The sequence below is a fragment of the Dokdonia sp. Hel_I_53 genome, assembly GCF_007827465.1.
GTDB lineage: Bacteria > Bacteroidota > Bacteroidia > Flavobacteriales > Flavobacteriaceae > Dokdonia.
In genome coordinates this window covers 2,520,454-2,541,231 of sequence record NZ_VISL01000001.1, presented here as the reverse complement: position 1 = coordinate 2,541,231, position 20,778 = coordinate 2,520,454, and the positions used below count along the sequence as shown (strand labels likewise).

Sequence of the window (20,778 nt, the reverse complement as noted above, 5' to 3'; positions counted from 1 at the left end):
TCACATAATCTAAGGCTTAGGCATATAATATTTCTTAATTTTAGGAAACTCTCATACAGAGCGCTTCTATGAAAAAGAAATATATAATTGCTTTTGATCAAGGTACCACAAGTACCCGCTCAATTATTTTTGATGACGCTGGTAACATTAGAAATATTGCTCAGAAAGAACTTACCCAACAACATCCTCAAAAAGGGTGGGTAGAACATGACCCCATAGAAATTTATGAAGCACAAAAAGCAACTTTAAAAGAAATAATTGAAACCTCAGAGATTGATATCCAAGAGATAGCTGCTGTAGGAATAACAAATCAACGGGAGACTACAGTTGTATGGGATAAACATACAAGCGAGCCCATTTACAACGCCATTGTATGGTTAGACAAACGCACTAACAAAATTTGTGAACAACTTAAATCTCAGGGCCTTGATAATTATGTACATAAACAAACAGGACTCTTTATTGATTCTTACTTTTCTGGAACAAAAGTTAAATGGATATTAGATAATGTAGATAACGCTTTCGCGAAAGCGCAACAAGGCGACTTACTCTTTGGCACTATTGACTCATGGCTTATCTGGAAGTTTACCAACGGAAAAGTACACGCAACAGACCACTCCAATGCAAGCCGAACTTTATTATACAATATAATTGATCTCAAATGGGATGTTAAAATGCTAGACGCATTAAACATTCCAAAATCCATGCTACCTACGGTTCAATCTTCAGCTTCAGATTTTGGAGAAATTGAAATTCAAGGAATTAAAATTCCTATTTGCGGAGTTGCTGGAGACCAGCAAGCATCTCTTTTTGGGCAAGGGGGTTATAAATCAGGTATTGCAAAAAACACTTATGGTACTGGTTGTTTCATGATGATGAACACTGGAAAAAAGCCATATCATTCCAAAAATGGATTACTCACCACCTTATGCGCTTCCCTCCCTGGTCAAAAAATAAAGTATGCGCTTGAAGGATCCATTTTTGCTGGAGGGGCTTCTATAAAATGGTTACGTGATAAGTTAGAGATCATACAAAACGCAAAAGAGACTGAACAAATTTGTAAGAATACAAACCATAGCGAGCACCTTTATGTAGTACCCGCATTTGCAGGATTAGGAGCTCCCCACTGGGATATGGATGCAAAAGGAGCTATTTACGGACTTACATTAGACTCAGATAAAAACGATATCATAAAGGCTACGGTCGATGCACTGGCGTATCAAACTCGTGATGTGGTCGAGGCCATGATTGAAGACTCTGGAAAACAAATTAAATCATTAAAAGTAGATGGGGGTGCTAGTGCAAATGACTATTTAATGCAATTTCAGTCAGATATTCTTAATATAGAAGTAGACCGCCCAGAAATGTTAGAAGTAACAGCGCTTGGCGCAGCGTTTATTGCCGGTATTCAAGCAGGGGTTTGGAATAAAAAAGATATTACAAAAATTAGAAAACGAGAAAAATGCTTTCAACCTATAATCACTGAATATCAAAGAAACAAACAATATACTGGCTGGAAGAATGCAGTTGCACGTACAAAAAGTAGCACTAACTTAATGCTTACCGCAGAAGATGACACTCCTATGCCGTTTTCTATATTAGATAGAGAGCTACAACTCAAAAGGGCACAGCTTAAAAATTTTGACCTCATTATCATAGGTGGTGGTGTTACTGGAGCTGGTATTGCATTAGATGCCTCATCTAGAGGGATGGAGGTGTGTCTTATTGAAAAAAATGATTTTGCCTCGGGTACCAGTAATAAATCAACAAAGCTCATTCACGGTGGTTTGAGGTATTTAAAGCAAATGGAAATTGGACTTGTTAAAGAATCTGGTAGTGAACGAGCTATAGTCCACACACTTGCCCCACATCTTGTAGTTCCTGAAAAAATGCTACTCCCACTTATTGAAGGCGGTACTTACGGAAAAATGATGACGGCTATAGGACTTAAAGTATATGATTTTCTGGCCAATGTAGAAGGTATTGATAAACGTAAAATGCTCAGTGCAGAAGAAACAGCCTCTAGAGAACCGCTGCTTCATAAGGAACATTTAATAGGTGGCGGCTACTATGCAGAATATAGAACAGACGATGCAAGGTTAACTATAGAGCTTCTTAAAAAAGCTGCCACATTTGGGGCTACAATCATCAATTATTGTGAGATGAAATCATTTAAATATGATGAAAATGGTAAGATAAAAAACCTACAATGTTATGACTATAACACTGAAAAGTCCTTCAAACTAAAATCAAATAATTACGTTTCTGCTGCCGGACCCTGGGTTGATTTACTTCGTAAAAAAGATCATTCTATGAATACTAAGCACCTCCATCTTACTAAAGGTGTACACATTGTCTTCTCAAGAGAACGTTTTCCTCTTACGCAATCAATCTATTTTGATGTTCCAGATGGCAGAATGATTTTTGCTATACCCAGAGGAAGAGCTACCTATGTAGGTACAACAGACACTAACTACAGCAGCAATTTAAATCGCGTAGTAGCTACCCAAAAAGATGCCACCTATCTACTCGATGCCACAAATAATATGTTTCCTGAAGTAAAACTAACTATAGATGATATAGAATCAAATTGGGCCGGACTCCGACCGCTTATTCATGAAGATGGTAAAGATCCTTCTGAACTAAGTAGAAAGGATGAGATTTTTGTTTCAAAAACAGGATTAATATCCATTGCGGGTGGTAAACTTACTGGATACCGGAAAATGGCTCAACGTGTCATAGATCGGGTGCTCAAAGAGATGCCTCAAAAGAAAAAAGAAAAATTAGTAGATTCATATACTGATAAAATTCCTCTTACATCAGTACCTTTAGAAAGTAGTAAGGAGGTAGCAATTTATCAGAAATCGATCCTAAAAGATCTTATAGAACTAGGTATTACTGATAGCTATCAAAGCTGGTATCTTGCAAGCACCTACGGTAAACAGAGTGATACAATACTTAATAAAATGATTTTTTTTATAAATGAGGATCCTCAAAAAAAACTTATTCGATCAGAACTTTGGTATTGTGTCCATCATGAGATGTGTAATAGCCTTTCTGATTTTTTTGTAAGACGCACCGGCAGACTCTATTTTGACATAGATTCTGTACGTCAATACAGATCTCTTGTTCAAGAGGATATGATTAAGTACTTAGGTTGGAATGAGAGCCGAGTCATTAAAGAAAATGAGCATTTGGACTCATTAATTAAAGATGCTAGTACTTTTTATGAAGTTGAATTTAATTAAGATTTTGCTTTCGCGAAAGCGGAAAAAATTCTTTGTGTCAACATTTTATAGCGTTCATTACGATAACGTTGTAGTAAGAGGATTCTAAAAAATACTCTTAATTATATGTGAAAAAGTCATATTTTAGACTTTAGAATATTAAAAACAAACCTTATGGGACTCATTTCTTTTCTTGGATTTACATTACTAGTAGCTGGATATGCTTGGTGGAAAACACGAGAAACGGATGAAAAAAGTGCTGACGGATATTATCTAGGAGGACGTAGTCTTGGTGCATTAACTATTGCTGGATCTTTATTACTCACAAACTTATCTGCAGAGCAAATTGTAGGGCTTAATGGTCAAGCTTTTTCTGAGGGTATACTTGTAATGGCCTGGGAAACACTTGCCGCTATTGCAATGGTCATAACTGCCGTATATTTTTTACCTAAATATATGCACAAGGGTATCACCACAATACCAGAGTTTATTGAAGAGCGTTTTGACGAAAACACCAAAGCCATTCTTTCTATTTTATTTCTGATAGCTTTTGGGGTAGTCTTGTTACCTACAATTTTATATTCTGGATCTTTAGCCTTTAGTACTATGTTTGACTTACCTACATTGTTAGGTTTTTCTGATGGAGCTACTATAACATTGTGTGTCTGGACAATTGGTATTATTGGGATCATTTATGCCATTTTTGGAGGTTTAAAAGCGGTCGCAGTGTCTGATCTTGTTAACGCAATAGGGTTACTAATAGGTGGTTTACTGATACCCTACTTTGGTCTTAAATTAATAGGCGATGGAAGTGTAGGAGCTGGATTAAATGAGTTGTGGACAGAAAATCAAGATAAATTTGACGTAACCGGAGATATCACTTCCTCTATACCCGTAGGTACTATATTTACTGGAATGATGATTGCTCAAATGTATTACTGGGGAACAAATCAAGCTATATTGCAACGTGTCTTTGGAGCTAAGAGCTTAAAAGAGGGACAAAAAGGAATGATGCTTGCTGCCTTTGTAAAATTTCTTATCCCAGTAATTGTTGTGCTTCCAGGTATAATTGCATGGCATTTATTTCAAAATGATTTGAGTTCTGCAGATAAAGCATATCCAACTCTAGTTAAAGAAGTACTTCCTCCTGCTTTGGTTGGATTTTTTGCAGCTGTATTATTTGGAGCTGTATTGAGTTCTTTCAATAGTTTGCTAAATAGTAGTGCTACGCTTTTTGGATTTGACCTTTATAAAAAATTCTTTAACAGAGATGCTTCTGAGCATAAAGCCGTTAGAGCTGGCAAGGTGTTCGGTCTAGTAGTAGCTTTAGTAGCAATGATAATAGCTCCCTTTATTGCAAATGCGCCCGCTGGGTTATTTGACTACATACAACAAGCATTGGGTAGTTTAAGTGTCCCAATTCTTGCTGTAGTTGTCGTAGGGATAGTCACTAAAAAAGTACCTGCACTGGGTGCAAAAATAGCAATGATTGGCGGAGTGATTATGTACATCTGCACTATATTCATGAGACCTTCATTCCAAGAAAAAGCACTGGCAGAAGCAGCTGCAAATGGGATTACGAATACTAGCGAGCTTGCTATTATAAAAGCTCAAGCTTTCCCACACTTTCTACATATTATGGGAATTTTGTTTGTCATAAATATTATTATCATGCTTATTGTAGGAGCCTTAAGACCTAAAAGAGACGTTTACATACCTCAACAAACCCAAGCAATTGATACCACACCATGGAAGTACGCATGGATTGTTGGCGGTCTTATAGTATTATTAGTATTGAGCACTTATTTAATATTCTAAGGAATACGCTTTCGCGAAAGCGTAGCATAAATAATTACTTTATTTTTATAACTGCAGATGTATCATTTGCAGTTATTTTTTTTAATCAAATTTGATAGCATTTATGAAAATCCTAGTAACAGGTGGTTTAGGCTTTATAGGGTCACATACTGTAGTAGAACTTCAAAGTAAAGGCTATGATGTTATTATCATTGATAATTGTTCTAATGCATCACCAGAAGTTTTAAAAGGTATTAGCGCTATAAGTGGCAAAACACCTGAATTTGAAAATATCGATTTAAGAGAAAAATCTACTGTAAAGGAGTTCTTTTCAAAATACCCTGATATAGAAGGTGTCATACACTTTGCCGCATCAAAGGCGGTGGGTGAAAGTGTAGAGAATCCACTACTCTATTATGAGAACAACCTCACTCCATTAATATACGTATTACAAGAGCTGCAATATAAAAAAAACGTTGCTTTCATTTTTAGCTCTTCATGTACTGTATACGGTCAAGCAGATGAACTACCCATTACGGAAAATGCCCCAATTAAACCTGCGAAATCTCCTTACGGAAATACAAAACAGATAGGTGAAGAAATTATAAGAGATGCCTGTAATGTACAGCCGCAGTTAAAAGCCATAGCATTAAGATATTTCAACCCTATAGGTTCACATCCCTCTACAGAGATAGGTGAGCAACCAACAGGTATACCTGTAAACTTAGTACCCTATTTAACACAAACAGCAATAGGCTTACGAAAACAGCTTTCTGTGTTTGGAAACGATTACCCTACACATGACGGAACTGCTATACGAGATTATATACATGTAGTAGATCTCGCAAAAGCACATGTTGTCGCTTTAGAAAGAATGCTTAAAAATAATAGTGATACAAATTATGAAGTATTTAATATAGGTACAGGAACTGGAAGTTCTGTATTAGAAGTCATCCGTACATTTGAAAAAATATCAGAAAGTAAACTCAATTACAAAACTGTACCTAGACGAAAAGGAGATGTTACAGCAGCGTATGCTGATACTAAAAAAGCAAATAAGGTGTTGGGCTGGAAAGCAGAATCCTCTCTCAAAGAAGCTATAAAAAGCGCTTGGAAATGGGAACAGAAATTGAGAAAAAAAGTCTGAGTATCAAAAAAACTGATCAATCATAGTGTTTTTCCCAGATCTAGAACTATAAAAATCCCCAATAAAATATTGGGGATTATAATTTGTGGGCCATATTGGATTCGAACCAATGACTTCCACGTTGTCGACGTGACACTCTGAACCAACTGAGTTAATGGCCCTATTCTAATAAGAAAAATTTTTAAGATCAATCTTCCTCATATACTAGTTGAGCTTCGTAAGGCTCTACATATTTAATATCTTCAAACCAACGATTAGAACTTACTACGTCAAAGGTAATTGAAGTTTCTGTTTCTTTCACTTTTTTTAATTGCCAAATAATATCTGAAGCATTTTTAAATGCTCCATCCTCTAGTTCTTCTTTATACAATCTCTTTAATAAAGTATGAGGAGGCATGCCCTGAGCCAGTATTCTTATAATATGTTTTTCTGTTTCTTCATTAAAAATATCTAGCATTACTTTGCTTTTCACCTCAAAGCTAACTCTAAAATACATGGCATCTGGATGAGGAAATTTGCCATTGTATGCTTTATATAATAACTGTACCGTATTAAAAAAATTTTCATGCATTGATAAATCAGCATAGGTTTCCCAAGTGTTTTCCTCTTGTATTTCGTGAGATAAGTTCTGTACTTGACCTTTATTTAAAGCATCCTTAAAAACATGTTTTAATACGATTTCGGCAGCAACATTTGGTGCATTGTCTGAAAGTGAAATTAATGTCATTTCCATTAACTCATCCTCAGAAAGATCTGATGTATTTCCATAATCCATTATATCGAGAAGCTCTTTATAATCATTACTACTCCAGGCATCTGGCAAAACATTAATGGTCTTGACAAAATCTGGTACCACTTTAAAATTTGTTTTCATAGCTATTAAATCAGTAAGGTAAGGTAGCGATTTGTAATTCTGACCCATGTTAATGATTGCATAATTAAAAAAGTATGTAGGGGAACTTCGCTTTCGCGAAAGCGTAACAAAAAAACTCATAAATTAAAGTTAAACAATAATTTATAATAGTATTACTATTATAAATTTACATTATGGATCAATTACAAATACAAATCACCATTAATCCAGCTCTATACCTCCGCAATCCTGAAAGTACAGATTTAGGGCGTAAGATTGTGAGTGAGAGCATTGAGCTCATAGATGAACTTGGTTTTGAATCTTTTACCTTCAAAAAATTAGGCGTACGAATTTCTTCAAACGAAAGTTCTATATACCGATACTTTGAAAGTAAACATTCACTATTAGTGTATTTAATAAGTTGGTATTGGAGTTGGGTTGAATATAGGCTTCTCTTTTCTATTACAAATGTTTTCGATCCAAAAATAAAATTGCGCAATGCTCTACAACTCATTACAAAAAAGATTACACAAGATACTAATGTATCTTTTGTGAATGAAGTCAAGCTACATCGCATTATTATAGCAGAATCTTCAAAAGCGTACCACACTAAAGATATTGATAAAGAAAATCAAAAGGGTTATTATAAAACTTACAAACGTGTTGTACAACGCATAAGTGACATTGTTTTAGAGCTTAATCCTGATTATGATTTTCCTCACATGCTCATATCTACGGTAATAGAAGGTGCCCATCATCAACGCTATTTTGCAGAGCATTTGCCCTCTCTTACAAATGTGAAAGAAGGACAAAAAACCATAGAAAATTTTTACAGTGATCTAGTTTTTAAAGCTATTAATCAATACTAAAGAAAGCATTAAGATATGAAAGACATGACTCCTTGGGAACGTTTTGTAAATATGTTAGAGCTCGACAAGCGCGACCTTAAACAGATATTGCTTTATGCAATTTTTGCTGGTTTAGTAGCCCTAACACTTCCGCTAGGTATACAAGCTATTATAAATTTAATACAGGGAGCTCAGGTGAGTACATCTTGGATTGTTCTTGTGGTATTAGTTACACTAGGGGTGGCTTTTCAAGGTATTTTACAATTAATGCAGGTTCGTATTTTAGAAAACATTCAACAAAAGATTTTTACTCGCTCCTCTTTTGAGTTTGCCTATAGGTTTCCAAAGCTAAAAATGAGCGAACTACATAATTACTACCCTCCCGAACTTGCCAATAGGTTTTTTGATACATTGACCGTACAAAAAGGATTATCAAAAATCCTTTTAGATTTCCCAGCAGCCATCCTGCAGATTTTCTTTGGGCTAATCTTACTTTCCTTTTACCATCCCTTCTTTATTATTTATGGGTTTCTATTAGTATTACTAGTTTATTTAGTTTTTAAGTTTACAGCAAGAAAAGGATTAGATACAAGCCTTTCGGAATCAAAAAGTAAGTACATGGTTGCACACTGGCTACAAGAGGTTGCGCGATCTTTAATAAGCTTTAAACTATCAGGTCGTACAAAACTAGCAATGGATCGTAACAACTATCTAACTGAGAAGTACCTTGAAGCTCGTGAAAGTCACTTTAGAATTTTAGTACTACAGTTTATACAAATGATTGGTTTTAAAATTCTGGTTACTGCAGGGCTATTGATTATAGGTGGTCTGTTAGTTCTCAATCAACAGATGAACATTGGACAATTTGTTGCAGCAGAAATAATCATTCTTCTTGTGATAAGCTCTGTAGAAAAGCTCATTACTGGATTAGAGAGTTTCTATGATGTTCTTACATCTCTTGAAAAAATTGGCCAAGTAGTAGATAAAAAACTAGAACCCCAAGATGGTACAAATCCTTTTCAAAATCATTCGAGATTACATATAGAAATGGAAGATGTGAGTTATGCTAGACCAGAAGCAGGAAATATTCTAGAAAATTTTAACCTCCACATAAATTCTAAAGATCGCATATTGATACATGGTGCTTCAGGTTCTGGAAAAACTACATTACTTAAACTTCTATCTGGAGTAATTGAGCCTACAAATGGCGTTTTATATGTAAACGACTATTCTTTCAAAGGAATGAAACCCAATGCATATAGATCTAATATTGGACAAGTACTCCCAGAACAAAATCCATTTGAAGGCACTATCTTGGAAAATATCAGCTTTGGCAACGAGCAAATCACTAAAGAGCGAATAAATGAAGTCATCCGTATTGTAGGATTACAATCCTTCGTAAGGCGTCAAGTAAATGGACTAGAAACTATTCTTTTCCCAGAAGGGCAACAAATCCCTCATACGATTTCAAAACGCATCTTACTTGCGCGAGCAATAATACATGAACCTAAGTTACTACTACTTAAAGATGCTTTAGAACATTTTGAAACTAGCGAGGCTTATTCTATTATGGAATATTTAGTTCATCCAGATCGTAATTGGGCATTGGTAGTTGCAAGCAATAACAAGGATTGGGATCATATGTGCCCTACACATATTCATCTAAAGGGCGGCAAAATTAATTCAACAAATAAATAAGGGATGCTTAATATTTCTAATAACCAACTTAATAAAAAGGTAGATGTAAGGGGGTATTCCGCTTTCGCGAAAGCGCATAAAACCAGACATTTTAAATACTTTAATAGATTTCTTATAGCATTTGCTGTTATAGGGTTTATTATTTTATTCCTTCCCTGGACACAAAATGTTAATGGGCAAGGGTACGTTACTACACTTACTCCAGAACAACGTCCACAAACCATACAATCACCCATCCCAGGAAGAGTAGAACAATGGTATGTCAGAGAAGGAGATTATGTAGCAAAAGGAGATACCATCTTACGTATTTCTGAAATAAAAAATGAGTACCAAGACCCGCTACTTGCAGAACGCACCCGCCAACAGCGTGATGCAAAAAGTAATGCAGTAGGTTCTTATAAATCTAAGGTGCAGGCACTAGGAAACCAGCTCGCTGCATTAGTAAAAGAGCGTGATTTAAAATTACAGCAAGCAGAGAATAAGCTTAAGCAAGCTCTTTTAAAAGTACAAAGTGATAGTATTGATCTGGTAGCCGCAACAACAAATAGAGATATTGCTCAAAAACAATACAATCGAACAGCCACACTAGCTCAAGAAGGTTTAAAATCTACCGCAGATGTAGAAGATAAACGCCTTAAATTACAGGAGACTGAGGCCAAGTTAATATCACAAGAAAATAAATTACTTTCAAGTAGAAACAGTGTGCTTAACAGTTCTCTCGAAATAAATCGTACAAATGCAAGCTATGCAGAAAAAATAAGTAAAGCCCAAAGTGATAGATCTACAGCGACCGCAGCTCAATATGATACAGAAGCCCAAGTAAGCAAATTAGAAAATGCGAGCACTAATTATGAATTACGCAGTGCTTTGCTATACATTACTGCGCCTCAAAACGGGTATATTAATAAAGCTATCAAAGCGGGATTAGGAGAAACCTTTAAAGAAGGAGAACAACTTGTGGGTATTATGCCCTCAGATTACGACCTTGCTGTAGAGACCTTTGTTGCTCCCATTGACCTACCTCTTATTCATACAGGTGAAAAAATTAGGGTTCAGTTTGATGGGTGGCCAGCAATCGTTTTTTCAGGATGGCCAGACGCTTCTTTTGGCACCTATGGCGGTAAGGTTGTAGCGGTTGAAACTTTTATAAGCCCTAATGGTAAATTTCGAGTTTTGGTGGCCCCTGATAAGGAAGGGGAAAAATGGCCACAAAATGTTAGAGTAGGTTCTGGTGCGCGTACCATTGCTCTTCTCAATGACGTCCCTATTTGGTATGAATTATGGCGAAGACTCAACGGATTTCCCGCAGATTATTACACTCCAGAAAATGCTAAAACTTCAAAAATAGCTAAGAAATGAAATTATTCTTGAAGATTTTATGTGTAGCCACTTTTTTCGCTTTCGCGAAAGCGATAATAGCACAAGAGAATCCTATTGTACCTGAAAATGTTATTTCTTTTGAAGAATATATAGGATTCGTAAAAAAACACCATCCTCTCATCAAACAAGCAGAGTTGGTACTTACTGCTGGTGAAGCAAACCTTTTAAAAGCTCGTGGTGGATTTGACCCAAAAGTAGAACTAGATTATGATCGAAAAAAATTTAAAGGGACTACTTATTATGATCAACTTTATACAGCTTTCAAAATTCCAACCTGGTATGGAGTAGAATTAAAAGGAACATTTGAGGAGAATACAGGTCAATTTTTAAACCCTAACTTAACTGTTCCGGAAGATGGACTCTATAGCGCTGGTGTATCATTTGCACTAGCTCAAGGTTTATTAATAAATGAGAGAATGGCTACTTTAAAAAAAGCAAAATTCTTTCAACAACAATCTATAGCTGATCGCAGATTACTTATAAACAAAATTTTATATGAAGCTAGCCTAGCTTATTTTAATTGGCTCAAAAATGAAAATGAAAAAATTATTTATACAAGCTTTTTGTCTAATGCTCAAACGAGACTGAATGCCGTCACAAGGAGTGTTAATGAGGGTGACAAAGCAAGAATAGACATCACAGAAGCTCGTATAGTATTAGAAAATAGAAAGCTCGCATTAGAAGCGGCATCTTTAAAAGCAACAAAATCTCGATTAGAAGTAAGTAACTACATCTGGCTAGATGGACTGCCTCTAGAAATTAATGATAATACGCAACCTCAGATCCCAACTCCCACATCATTAAATAACTCCTTATCTATTGCAGGACTTACAGATACAAATGCAATCCTAATAGAGCACCCTAAACTTGAAAGTTTAACTGCAAAAATAAATAGCCTTGAAGTAGAGCGTTTCTTGAAAAAAAATAAATTATTACCTAAAGTAAATATTCAGTATAATTTTCTAACACCAGAGGTAGATACCTTTGATAATTTAAACACGTCTAATTATAAAGCATTTGTCGACGTGAGCTTTCCTCTTTTTTTAAGAAAAGAACGCGGTGATCTACAGCTAGCTGCACTAAAAGTAAAAGATGCAAACTTTGAGCGCACAGCAACAACCCTAGCAATAAAAAATAAATTAACCGCGACTGAAGCCGAGATCAATTCGCTCAGTATCCAGAATACCTATATTTCAAATATTATAAATGATTACGAGACATTGGTGGTCGCAGAAGAACGTAAGTTCTTTCTTGGGGAAAGCTCTTTATTTTTAATTAATACACGCGAGCAAAAGTTAATAGATGCTAGACTCAAAGGAAACTCACTCACTGTTGAGTCTTTAAAAGCGGTTGCAAAACTTTACAATGTCGCTGGATTGTAACTCACATTTTCTGTGCAGCTAGTTTTTTACTCGCATGATCATACCCTATTTGAAAAATACGATCTGCTTGTCCTGTTTTAAAAAGACCAAACTCCTCTAATGAGTCTGGACTAAAGACCATCTTGCATAACTCAAATTTTTGTACAGAGGTATTATGCATCATTAAGTTTACTGCTCTATCAATAACGTTATATGAATGTTTGAAATCTTTCACACTTAATTTTTTAAGTGGACAAACGTAGCTCCCATAAATATCTAACGACTTTCCTAATAAAGGACTGACTGGGAAATTATCTAAAACTCCTCCGTCTGAGTATAAAGAGTCCTCAATAGGTATAGGCGTAAAAATACCAGGCAATGCTGCACTTGCTAAAATGGATGGTATCAGAGGACCTTTTTCAAAAACCCGTACCTCTCCTTTTACAATATTTGTTGTAGTTATTAATAATGTTTTCTGGAGATTCTCAAAAGAGTTTGATGTGAAATATGGTTTCAAAATATCCTCAAAACGCTCAGAATCAATAATTCCAGCCTTTCGTCTGGCATAAAATGAAAAGGAAAATAATTTGATATTTTTAAAAATATCTAAAATAGTCTCAGGAGAATGACCCGCTGCATAAATAGCTCCTACAATGGCACCTGCACTTGAGCCAGAAATGACATCTGGTTCTAAGTTAAATTCTTCCATAGCTTTAAGCATTCCAGCATGTGCAGCTCCTCGGTGGCCTCCTCCAGACAAAACTACTCCTATTCTTTGATCCATAAATTGTAATTAGTTTATCGAAAATATAAAATACTGGGGAGGAAGAATTATAATTACTACGAAAGATATTAGTCATTTAAAACAGTAATTCTTTTAAAATCACTCTCAAATAAAAAAATCTCGTTAGAAGTTTCTAACGAGATTTTTTTGTGGGCGCTAAGGGATTCGAACCCCTGACCCCTTGGGTGTAAACCAAGTGCTCTGAACCAACTGAGCTAAGCGCCCGAATCATTTGTGAATCGAAATCCGAACATCCGATTAGATCATTTTTAAACAAGTGATCATTTCTTGCTTGTGGGCGCTAAGGGATTCGAACCCCTGACCCCTTGGGTGTAAACCAAGTGCTCTGAACCAACTGAGCTAAGCGCCCTGAATAATTATCAAGTAACAATAAGTTCCATTAGCTATTTCCCTTATTGCGGGTGCAAATATAGAATTAAAGTTTTATAGAATAAAATGTTTTCTCATTAAAATAAAAGATTTTTATCAAAGCCACCATTCCTCTTAAAAAGTGATCGTTTATTAAGACAAAATAACATATAGTTTTAAACTAAGGTTAAAGAAAACTATTAAAAGCAGTTATTAAGCGAAATTTGTAGGTTGAAAAAAACAGAGAAATCTTGACGGAAAAAACAAAGAAAATATTAAAATATACACTTCTCACATTCAGCGCTTTAATAGGTGTTTTGTTGTTATTTACAAGCTCTGTTTATCTTGGTGCTTGGGGTAAAATCCCTAATGATCTTGCAATTAAAAGACTTGCAAAATTCACTCCTTCTGAAGTTTATGATAGAAATGGAAAGCTCATCACCACGTTTACACAATACAACAGGAAACCTATTTCTTTTAAAGATATTCCTCCCCATGTCATAAATGCACTTATTGCCACAGAAGATGTTAGGTTCTTAAAGCATAGTGGCGTAGATTATAAGAGTTTAGGCAGGGTTTTAATTAAATCTATATTACTAAGTAATGATCGCGCTGGAGGAGGAAGCACTTTATCTCAACAGATTGCAAAAAACCTTTTTAATAGAGAAGACTATGGTATGCTAAGTATTCCAGTAGCGAAAACAAAAGAAATGTTTACAGCCAGACGTATTGAAGATCTTTACACAAAAGATGAACTCTTAGAACTATACCTAAATATTGTACCATTTGCTGGCAACACATACGGTATAGAGAGTGCATCCCAAAAGTTTTTCAATAAATCCACAGGAGAGCTCACTATTGCAGAAGCAGCAACACTCATCGGTACGTTAAAAGCCACTAGTTATTACAATCCTGAGGTTCACCCTAAGCGCAGTAAAAAAAGAAGGAATGTTGTGCTCAGCCAGATGAAAAAATATGGTTTTTTAGAAGATGAATTATATGAATGCACAGTCGAAGAAAAGTTTCATTTGCAGTTTGGCCTAAAAGACAATAAAGTTGGTGTCGCACCGCACTTCTTAAGTAAATTAGAACGTAGACTATTAGATTGGTGCAGATTAAATAGTGTAAATGGTCGTGACTATGATTTATACGCTAGTGGATTAAAAGTTTATACCACTATTGATCTTAAAATGCAACAATTAGCAGAGGAGGCTGCAAAAGAGCATATGAAAGTTTTACAAGGACAATTTGAGAAAGAGTATGCATGGGGAGCTCCATGGAGGGATCAAGATCCAATTTTTAAATCTTATGTTACGGCTCTTCCTAAATATATCTCTTTACGTAAAAAAGGGCTTGGGCATAAAGATATACTTGATACGCTTTCGCGAAAGCGAACTATGATTATTTCAACCTACGATAAAGAACAAGAAGTAAATTACAGCACCATAGACAGCTTACGTCACCAACTTAAGCAACTTAATCTAGGAACACTAGCAATTAATCCAAGTAACGGTGCCATTAACGTGTGGTTAGGAGGGCTCAACTACGACTCTTTTAAATATGACCATATGGATGGTAAGCGTCAAGTAGGTTCTACTTTTAAGCCTATAGTATATGCTGCTGCCTTAGAAAGAGGCGTCGATCCTTGCGAATATATTTCTGGCAAAGAGGTTATTTATGAAAATTTAGACAACTGGAGCCCTTCTAATGGAAATCAATCTAAACATGATAGTTTGCAGTACAGCATGACCGGAGCACTTACAAATTCACTTAACGCGATAAGTGTAAAAATTTTAGAACGTACTGGTATTGATAGGGTTGTATCATTAGCTCGAGCTCTTAATATAAATAGTGAATTACCTAAGGTTCCTTCAATCGCTTTAGGGACCGCAGAGTTAACCATCACAGAGATGGCAGGTGCTTATGCCGCATTTGTAAATATGGGAAAGCCTGTAGAACCGTATTATCTAGAACGTATTGAAAATGCTGAGGGTTATATGATGCAACGTTTTGGGCCAAAAGAAGGAAAAGATAAGGCTTTGAGAGCAGACACTCGTGAAGCGATGGTTCACATGTTAAAATCAGTTGCAAATTACGGTACAGGAAGTAGATTACGCTATAAGTATAGACTTGACAATGACATAGGAGGTAAAACGGGAACTACTCAAGATAATAAAGACGCTTGGTTTGTAGGTGTTATGCCAGAGCTAGTTACAGTCACTTGGGTGGGACATGATGATCACAGAATAGGTTTTAGAAGTACAAGAGTGGGCCAGGGTGCAAATGCTGCTCTTCCAGTTACTGCATTACTTTTACAGAAAATGAATAAAGACACACTATTTAATAAAATTACAAAGGCTAGGTTCCCTCAAATTAACGAACGTGTTATAGCAAAGCTAGACTGCCCTAACTCTATTCTAGAAGAAAGAAAATTTGGAGGCTTTTGGAGTTTTTTGTTTAAAAGGGAAAAAGATACGATTGAAGTTGAAAGAAGAGATTACATTTATGATATGTAGCCTATACTACCTCTGCCACAACAAAAGTACTCCCTCCTATAAAAATTAAATCTTTAGTTCCTGCACTTTCTTTTGCTGCCTCTAACGCATCATGAACACTTAGATATGACTCACCGGTCAATAAGTGATCTTGAGCTGCCTTTTGCAGGATGTGAACATCCATCCCTCTAGGCACAGCTGGTTTACAAAAATAATAATTTGCATAGGTTGGAAATAACGGCAATATAGTATTGAGGTCCTTATCTGAGACAACTCCCAATACGATGTGAATTTTATTAAATTTCTCGCGAGTAAGTTGATCCATTACGAATGACAACCCCTCTTTATTATGTGCTGTGTCACAAATTATCTTTGGTGATTGTTGGAGTGTTTGCCATCTCCCTAGCAAGCCAGTATTCTTTACAACAGCACACAATCCTTTTGCTATATGTTGTATACCCACATGAAACTCTTTCCCTTGTAATACGGAGAAGGCTGTTTGTACTGTTCTTATATTTAGCTCTTGGTAGTTTCCTGTGAGATCAGACTTCATTGGCATAAGGTCAAATTCGTAAGCTTTATATAGGGGCGCATTACGCTTTCGCGAAAGCGTTTCAAAAACCTCTTCCGTATCAGGATGGTATTCGCCTATCACAATAGGTACACCTTCCTTAATAACCCCTCCCTTCTCCAAGGCTATTTCAGGAAGCGTTTCCCCTAAAAATTGCGTGTGATCTTTGCCTATATTAGTAATAATAGACAAAAGAGGTGTAATAATATTTGTTGCATCTAACCTCCCACCTAACCCCACTTCAATGATAGCAATGTCCACTTTTTTAACAGCAAAGTATAAAAACGCCATTCCTACTGTCATTTCAAAAAATGATAATTTATTTGTTTCAAAAAAAGTTTTGTTTTCAGAAACAAAGTCAACAACAAATTGCTGTTCGATCATCTCTCCATTTACTTTGATGCGTTCTCTAAAGTCTTTGAGATGTGGAGATGTGTACAATCCTACTTTATAACCAGCCTCTTGCAAGACAGATGCCATCATGTGACTTGTAGAGCCCTTACCGTTTGTTCCTGCAACATGAACTGATTTAAATTTAATGTGTGGATTTTTCAAATATGCTGAAAGCAATTTGATATTATTCAAATCTGATTTGTAAGCCGCTGCTCCCTCTCGCTGATACATAGGTAGTTGTGAGAAAAGCCAATGTAAGATTTCTTGGTACTTGATAACTTATAGAATTTGAGGTTACGATATAAAAATAGGCTAGATGTTACTCAAAAAGTAAATGATTACAAAAAGTAGCTCTTAATCTGAAAGACTAAAACGGTATACTATCTTCCCTATTTGTTTTGAAGGCGCATTGCTATCACTATTAAACTTTGTGGCTAGCGCAGCTGCCTTTGCAGGTTCTAGCAAGCAACGAGTATTATTTGTAGTCCCCCTTACTCCAGGGGTAGCTTTAATAACTTTCCCAGAGCGATCTACTTCTATACTCACCACAACTATCCCTGCCTCGTTACATTCTTGTTGGCGCTTAGGTTTACCTAATGCTTTACGACCTCCTAATTGATAATTACCATCACCGTCAAGGCCTTTTCCTGTTCCATAGTAGCTAGAAGCGTTAGGGTCACCATTAGGATCTCCCTTATCTCCTGCTTGATTATCATTTCCCTCTCCAGATTGAGAGGCCCCATCCTTTTTGGGACCATTTATTAATGCATCAAGTGCGCTGGTGGTGGATTTGTCTGGCTTAGGATCAGGTTTTGTTGCTTCTACTGGCTTTTCTGTAGGTTTCGTTTTTGACGTCTCAACTTTAGGTTTTGGATTTACTTTTGGCTTTTTCTCTATTACTGGTGCATCTTCTATGTCTTGAGTAACTACTTCATCCTTAATTTCAGGTTGCGTCTGGGTAAGTTTAGGCTGTGGAGCTGTATTTTTTGGGGCAGAGGCAACTTGTTTTATAGGTTGTATAGCTCCAGAACCTACACTTGAAGTTCCAAAATTTACAGCAATTCCACCTTCTTCTGGTGGATCCATATAATTCATTCCCACAAAGAACATTAACAATAAGATAAGCATCATAATAACGCTGCTTATCGTGAATGATTTACGCTTGTGTATGGTGTCTAAATATGGCAATTTGATAAAGATTGAAAGTTATAAAACGATATAAACTGTCGTCATATTATATAATCAAGATGCAGTATGCGAATTAATTATGATTTAGCGAAAGCGAGCAAACCAAAATTAACAACACATTTATTGCATTAATTAGGCCTTACAGCTAATACTATTTTGTACTTATTGCGATTTGCAATATCCATGATTTTTACAGCATTTTCAATAGGAACACCTTCTTCTGCCCTTAAGATGATTGTAGGTTCTTCTACGCTAGATAAAGCATTTGTGATTGTACTTTCAATAGTATTCTCACTTACTCGTTCTTTATTGACGTAGTAATCTAAATCTTTAGTGATGCTTACAGATAAATTTTGCTTGTTACTGGTCTTTCCTTTTGCTTTTGGTAGAATTAAATCTAAAGCATCTGGAGTGATGGCAGGAGATGTAAGTAGGAAAAACACTAATAACAGAAATACAATATCTGTCATGCTGCTCATACTGAACTCTGGGCTTACTTTATTTCTTCCGCGGAGATTCATATTAGCTAGGTTCGTTTAATAAATCTAGAAAGTCAACTGCATTTGCCTCCATAGAATGAACCACCTTATCTGTACGTACTACTAAGTGATTATAGCCCATGTAAGCGATGATTCCTACGATGAGTCCAGCCACCGTTGTAGTCATCGCTGTGTAGATTCCTTCTGCAAGTGTACCCATCTCTGCCTGACCAGAACTAGTTGCTAATGTGTGAAATGCAAGTACCATACCTATTACTGTTCCTAAGAAACCTATCATAGGTGCTGCTCCAGCAATAGTTGCAAGCACACTTACATTACGCTCCAATTTATAGACTTCAAGTTTACCCTGATTTTCAATGGCTGTATTTATATCCTCTAAAGGACTTCCTATACGAGATATTCCTTTTGCGGTAAGTCTAGAGACTGGAGAATTGGTTTGAGCACAGTAAATCTTTGCACTCTCAATATTGCCTGTGGCCACATTATCTCGAATTTGGTTCATAAAATTGCCATCTATTTGTGAGGCTGCTTTTATTGCAAATAGTCGTTCAAAATAAATATAGATAGCTACAAAAAGTAATACGAAGAGAACCAGAATGATAATAATTCCAGCGGTACCTCCTGTAAGAAGTAGATCAATAATAGATAAGGTTTGTTCTACTGGCTCTTCAGTTGCTAGAATTTCTGCGCCTTCTTGAGAACCCTGTTGAATTAGGTTATACACCATATTATGTTTATTAAGACTTTAGTATGAAACGATGTTTAATTTATAAAATTGTACGAGATAGAATTTACATTGTTCCTCCTGTAAGCAGTACAAAAGCCAATGCCCCTGCAGCAAATCCAATAAATGCTAGCCATGTTATTTTCTTTAGGTACCAGATAAAATCTATCTTCTCCATACCCATAGCAGCAACACCTGCGGCCGAACCAATTATGAGCATACTTCCACCCGTACCTGCTGAGTAAGCAATAAAATGCCATAAAAGACTGTCTGTAGGTGCTTCATACATTCCCATAGAGGCTGCAACGAGTGGTACGTTATCGATTATAGCCGAAAGAACCCCAAGAATTACAACAACAATATCTTGATTAGGAATTGCTTCATTTAAAATTTCTGCAACGTATCTTAACGTACCTACTGGATCTCCTGCTTCTGAAACTCCATATACCAAACTTTCAAGACCAGCAACGGCCATTAAAATACCTAGAAAGAATAGGATACTTGAAATCTCAATACGAGATAGCGCTTTATGCGCACTATATAAATGCTTTCGCTCTTGAGTAAAATCTTCTTCTGGATGAATATATTCAGAAACTAACCAAACCACCCCTAGAGCAAGCATCATCCCCATATATGGAGGGAGGTGTGTTAATGTTTTAAAAATAGGAACAGATACAATCATTCCCAGTCCTAAAAATAACATTGTCTTACTACTTAGTAATCTTTCTGCCTCTTCATCTTCTTCTGTATCAACTATAATTTCACCTTTAAATGCTGGTAGATACATCGCTATAAAATAAGGAATAGCAAAACAGATTACAGAAGGTATTACAACGTATTCTATTAATTTCATAGCAGTTACATTATCTGCGATCCATAGCATAGTAGTTGTTACATCTCCTATAGGAGACCAAGCTCCACCTGCATTTGCAGCAATCACAACCATAGCCGCAAACCAAAGACGCTGATCCCGATTTACAATAAGCTTACGAAGTAAAGTAATTAATACAATTGTTGCTGTAAGGTTATCAATTATGGCAGATAATATAAATGCGAGAATACCTATAATCCATAATAGTTTTTTCTTGCTGCGTGTTCTTACAGCTCCTTTTAAGACTTCAAAACCACGGTGTAAATCTATAATTTCCACAATAGTCATTGCCCCTATTAGGAAAATTAGGATTTCTGCCGTTTTTCCTAGGTGATGTAATAATGTATTTTCGAAGCCTTCTTCTGCGGCCTCTCCTCCAGTAAGGTAACTCCAGGCATGTTCATGGGTATCAATTACATCATACCAGCCATAGTGAAACCCAACTGCTAAAAAAGCCCAAATAAGTGACGCCATAATGAGCGCAGGAACAGTTTTGTCTAATTTAAGAGGATGTTCAAGGGTTATAGAAAGATATCCTATAATAAAAATCAGGATGATTACAGAAGTCATAA

General features: G+C 36.1%; 15 protein-coding genes and 3 tRNA genes. 8 read left to right on the top strand and 10 right to left on the bottom strand.

The features are described from left to right. The first annotated feature begins 68 nt into the window (after nt 1-68). The 3 genes from glpK to galE all read left to right on the top strand — a co-directional run bounded on the left by glpK (nt 69) and on the right by galE (nt 6,171). The gene (glpK, locus tag OD90_RS11375) at nt 69-3,248 is read left to right on the top strand and encodes a glycerol kinase GlpK (protein WP_144669286.1); all 3,180 of its coding nucleotides are present in this window, start codon (nt 69-71) and stop codon (nt 3,246-3,248) included. A gap of 153 nt (nt 3,249-3,401) precedes the next feature. Further along, complete coding sequence (locus OD90_RS11370) at nt 3,402-5,045, top strand: solute:sodium symporter family transporter (RefSeq protein WP_144669285.1); 1,644 nt, start codon at nt 3,402-3,404, stop codon at nt 5,043-5,045. Nucleotides 5,046-5,148: 103 nt separating this feature from the next. Further along, nucleotides 5,149-6,171 (top strand): UDP-glucose 4-epimerase GalE, encoded by a 1,023-nt coding sequence (gene galE / locus OD90_RS11365; protein ID WP_144669284.1) that lies wholly within the window; start codon nt 5,149-5,151, stop codon nt 6,169-6,171. A gap of 86 nt (nt 6,172-6,257) precedes the next feature. On the opposite strand, the gene OD90_RS11360 is transcribed toward galE, so the two are convergent. Then, nucleotides 6,258-6,332 (bottom strand) — tRNA-Val (locus tag OD90_RS11360). A gap of 26 nt (nt 6,333-6,358) precedes the next feature. Continuing rightward, nucleotides 6,359-7,165 (bottom strand): hypothetical protein, encoded by an 807-nt coding sequence (locus tag OD90_RS11355; RefSeq protein ID WP_261374500.1) that lies wholly within the window; start codon nt 7,163-7,165, stop codon nt 6,359-6,361. Between the two features lie 53 nt (nt 7,166-7,218). Between OD90_RS11355 and OD90_RS11350 the strand changes: the two genes are divergently transcribed. The 4 genes from OD90_RS11350 to OD90_RS11335 are packed head-to-tail and all read left to right on the top strand — an operon-like array spanning nt 7,219 to nt 12,332. Continuing rightward, complete coding sequence (locus tag OD90_RS11350) at nt 7,219-7,893, top strand: TetR/AcrR family transcriptional regulator (protein ID WP_144669283.1); 675 nt, start codon at nt 7,219-7,221, stop codon at nt 7,891-7,893. A gap of 15 nt (nt 7,894-7,908) precedes the next feature. Beyond that, entirely contained in the window at nt 7,909-9,570 is a 1,662-nt protein-coding gene (locus OD90_RS11345) for a peptidase domain-containing ABC transporter (protein WP_144669282.1), read from the top strand. 3 nt (nt 9,571-9,573) lie between these two features. Next, a complete protein-coding gene (locus tag OD90_RS11340) occupies nt 9,574-10,929 on the top strand; it encodes an HlyD family secretion protein (protein WP_144669281.1) in 1,356 nt (451 codons plus the stop codon). Then, a complete protein-coding gene (locus tag OD90_RS11335; protein ID WP_144669280.1) occupies nt 10,926-12,332 on the top strand; it encodes a TolC family protein in 1,407 nt (468 codons plus the stop codon). Before OD90_RS11340 ends, OD90_RS11335 begins: the two co-directional genes overlap by 4 nt. Nucleotide 12,333: 1 nt before the next feature. Here the strand turns inward: OD90_RS11335 and OD90_RS11330 are convergent, their stop codons facing one another. The 3 genes from OD90_RS11330 to OD90_RS11320 form a co-directional block, all read right to left on the bottom strand. After that, a complete protein-coding gene (locus tag OD90_RS11330) occupies nt 12,334-13,095 on the bottom strand; it encodes a patatin-like phospholipase family protein (protein WP_144669279.1) in 762 nt (253 codons plus the stop codon). Between the two features lie 150 nt (nt 13,096-13,245). Next, nucleotides 13,246-13,320: transfer RNA gene (locus OD90_RS11325), tRNA-Val, on the bottom strand. Between the two features lie 70 nt (nt 13,321-13,390). Then, a tRNA-Val gene (locus OD90_RS11320) sits at nt 13,391-13,465 on the bottom strand. A 250-nt stretch (nt 13,466-13,715) separates the two neighbouring features. Here OD90_RS11320 and OD90_RS11315 point away from each other — a divergent pair. After that, complete coding sequence (locus tag OD90_RS11315) at nt 13,716-15,980, top strand: transglycosylase domain-containing protein (protein WP_144669278.1); 2,265 nt, start codon at nt 13,716-13,718, stop codon at nt 15,978-15,980. A 1-nt stretch (nt 15,981) separates the two neighbouring features. On the opposite strand, the gene OD90_RS11310 is transcribed toward OD90_RS11315, so the two are convergent. The 5 genes from OD90_RS11310 to nhaD form a co-directional block, all read right to left on the bottom strand. After that, the gene (locus tag OD90_RS11310; RefSeq protein ID WP_144669277.1) at nt 15,982-17,199 is read right to left on the bottom strand and encodes a bifunctional folylpolyglutamate synthase/dihydrofolate synthase; all 1,218 of its coding nucleotides are present in this window, start codon (nt 17,197-17,199) and stop codon (nt 15,982-15,984) included. Between the two features lie 78 nt (nt 17,200-17,277). Beyond that, a complete protein-coding gene (locus tag OD90_RS11305) occupies nt 17,278-18,054 on the bottom strand; it encodes an energy transducer TonB (protein WP_144669276.1) in 777 nt (258 codons plus the stop codon). Between the two features lie 185 nt (nt 18,055-18,239). Then, on the bottom strand, nt 18,240-18,632 hold the full coding sequence (locus OD90_RS11300; protein WP_144669275.1) for an ExbD/TolR family protein: 393 nt from the start codon (nt 18,630-18,632) through the stop codon (nt 18,240-18,242). A 1-nt stretch (nt 18,633) separates the two neighbouring features. Continuing rightward, nucleotides 18,634-19,338: a MotA/TolQ/ExbB proton channel family protein gene (locus tag OD90_RS11295; RefSeq protein ID WP_144669274.1), complete on the bottom strand. Its 705-nt coding sequence runs from the start codon at nt 19,336-19,338 to the stop codon at nt 18,634-18,636. Between the two features lie 64 nt (nt 19,339-19,402). After that, nucleotides 19,403-20,776, bottom strand: coding sequence for a sodium:proton antiporter NhaD (gene nhaD / locus OD90_RS11290; protein ID WP_144669273.1), 1,374 nt, complete (start codon nt 20,774-20,776; stop codon nt 19,403-19,405). Between the last annotated feature and the right edge of the window lie 2 nt (nt 20,777-20,778).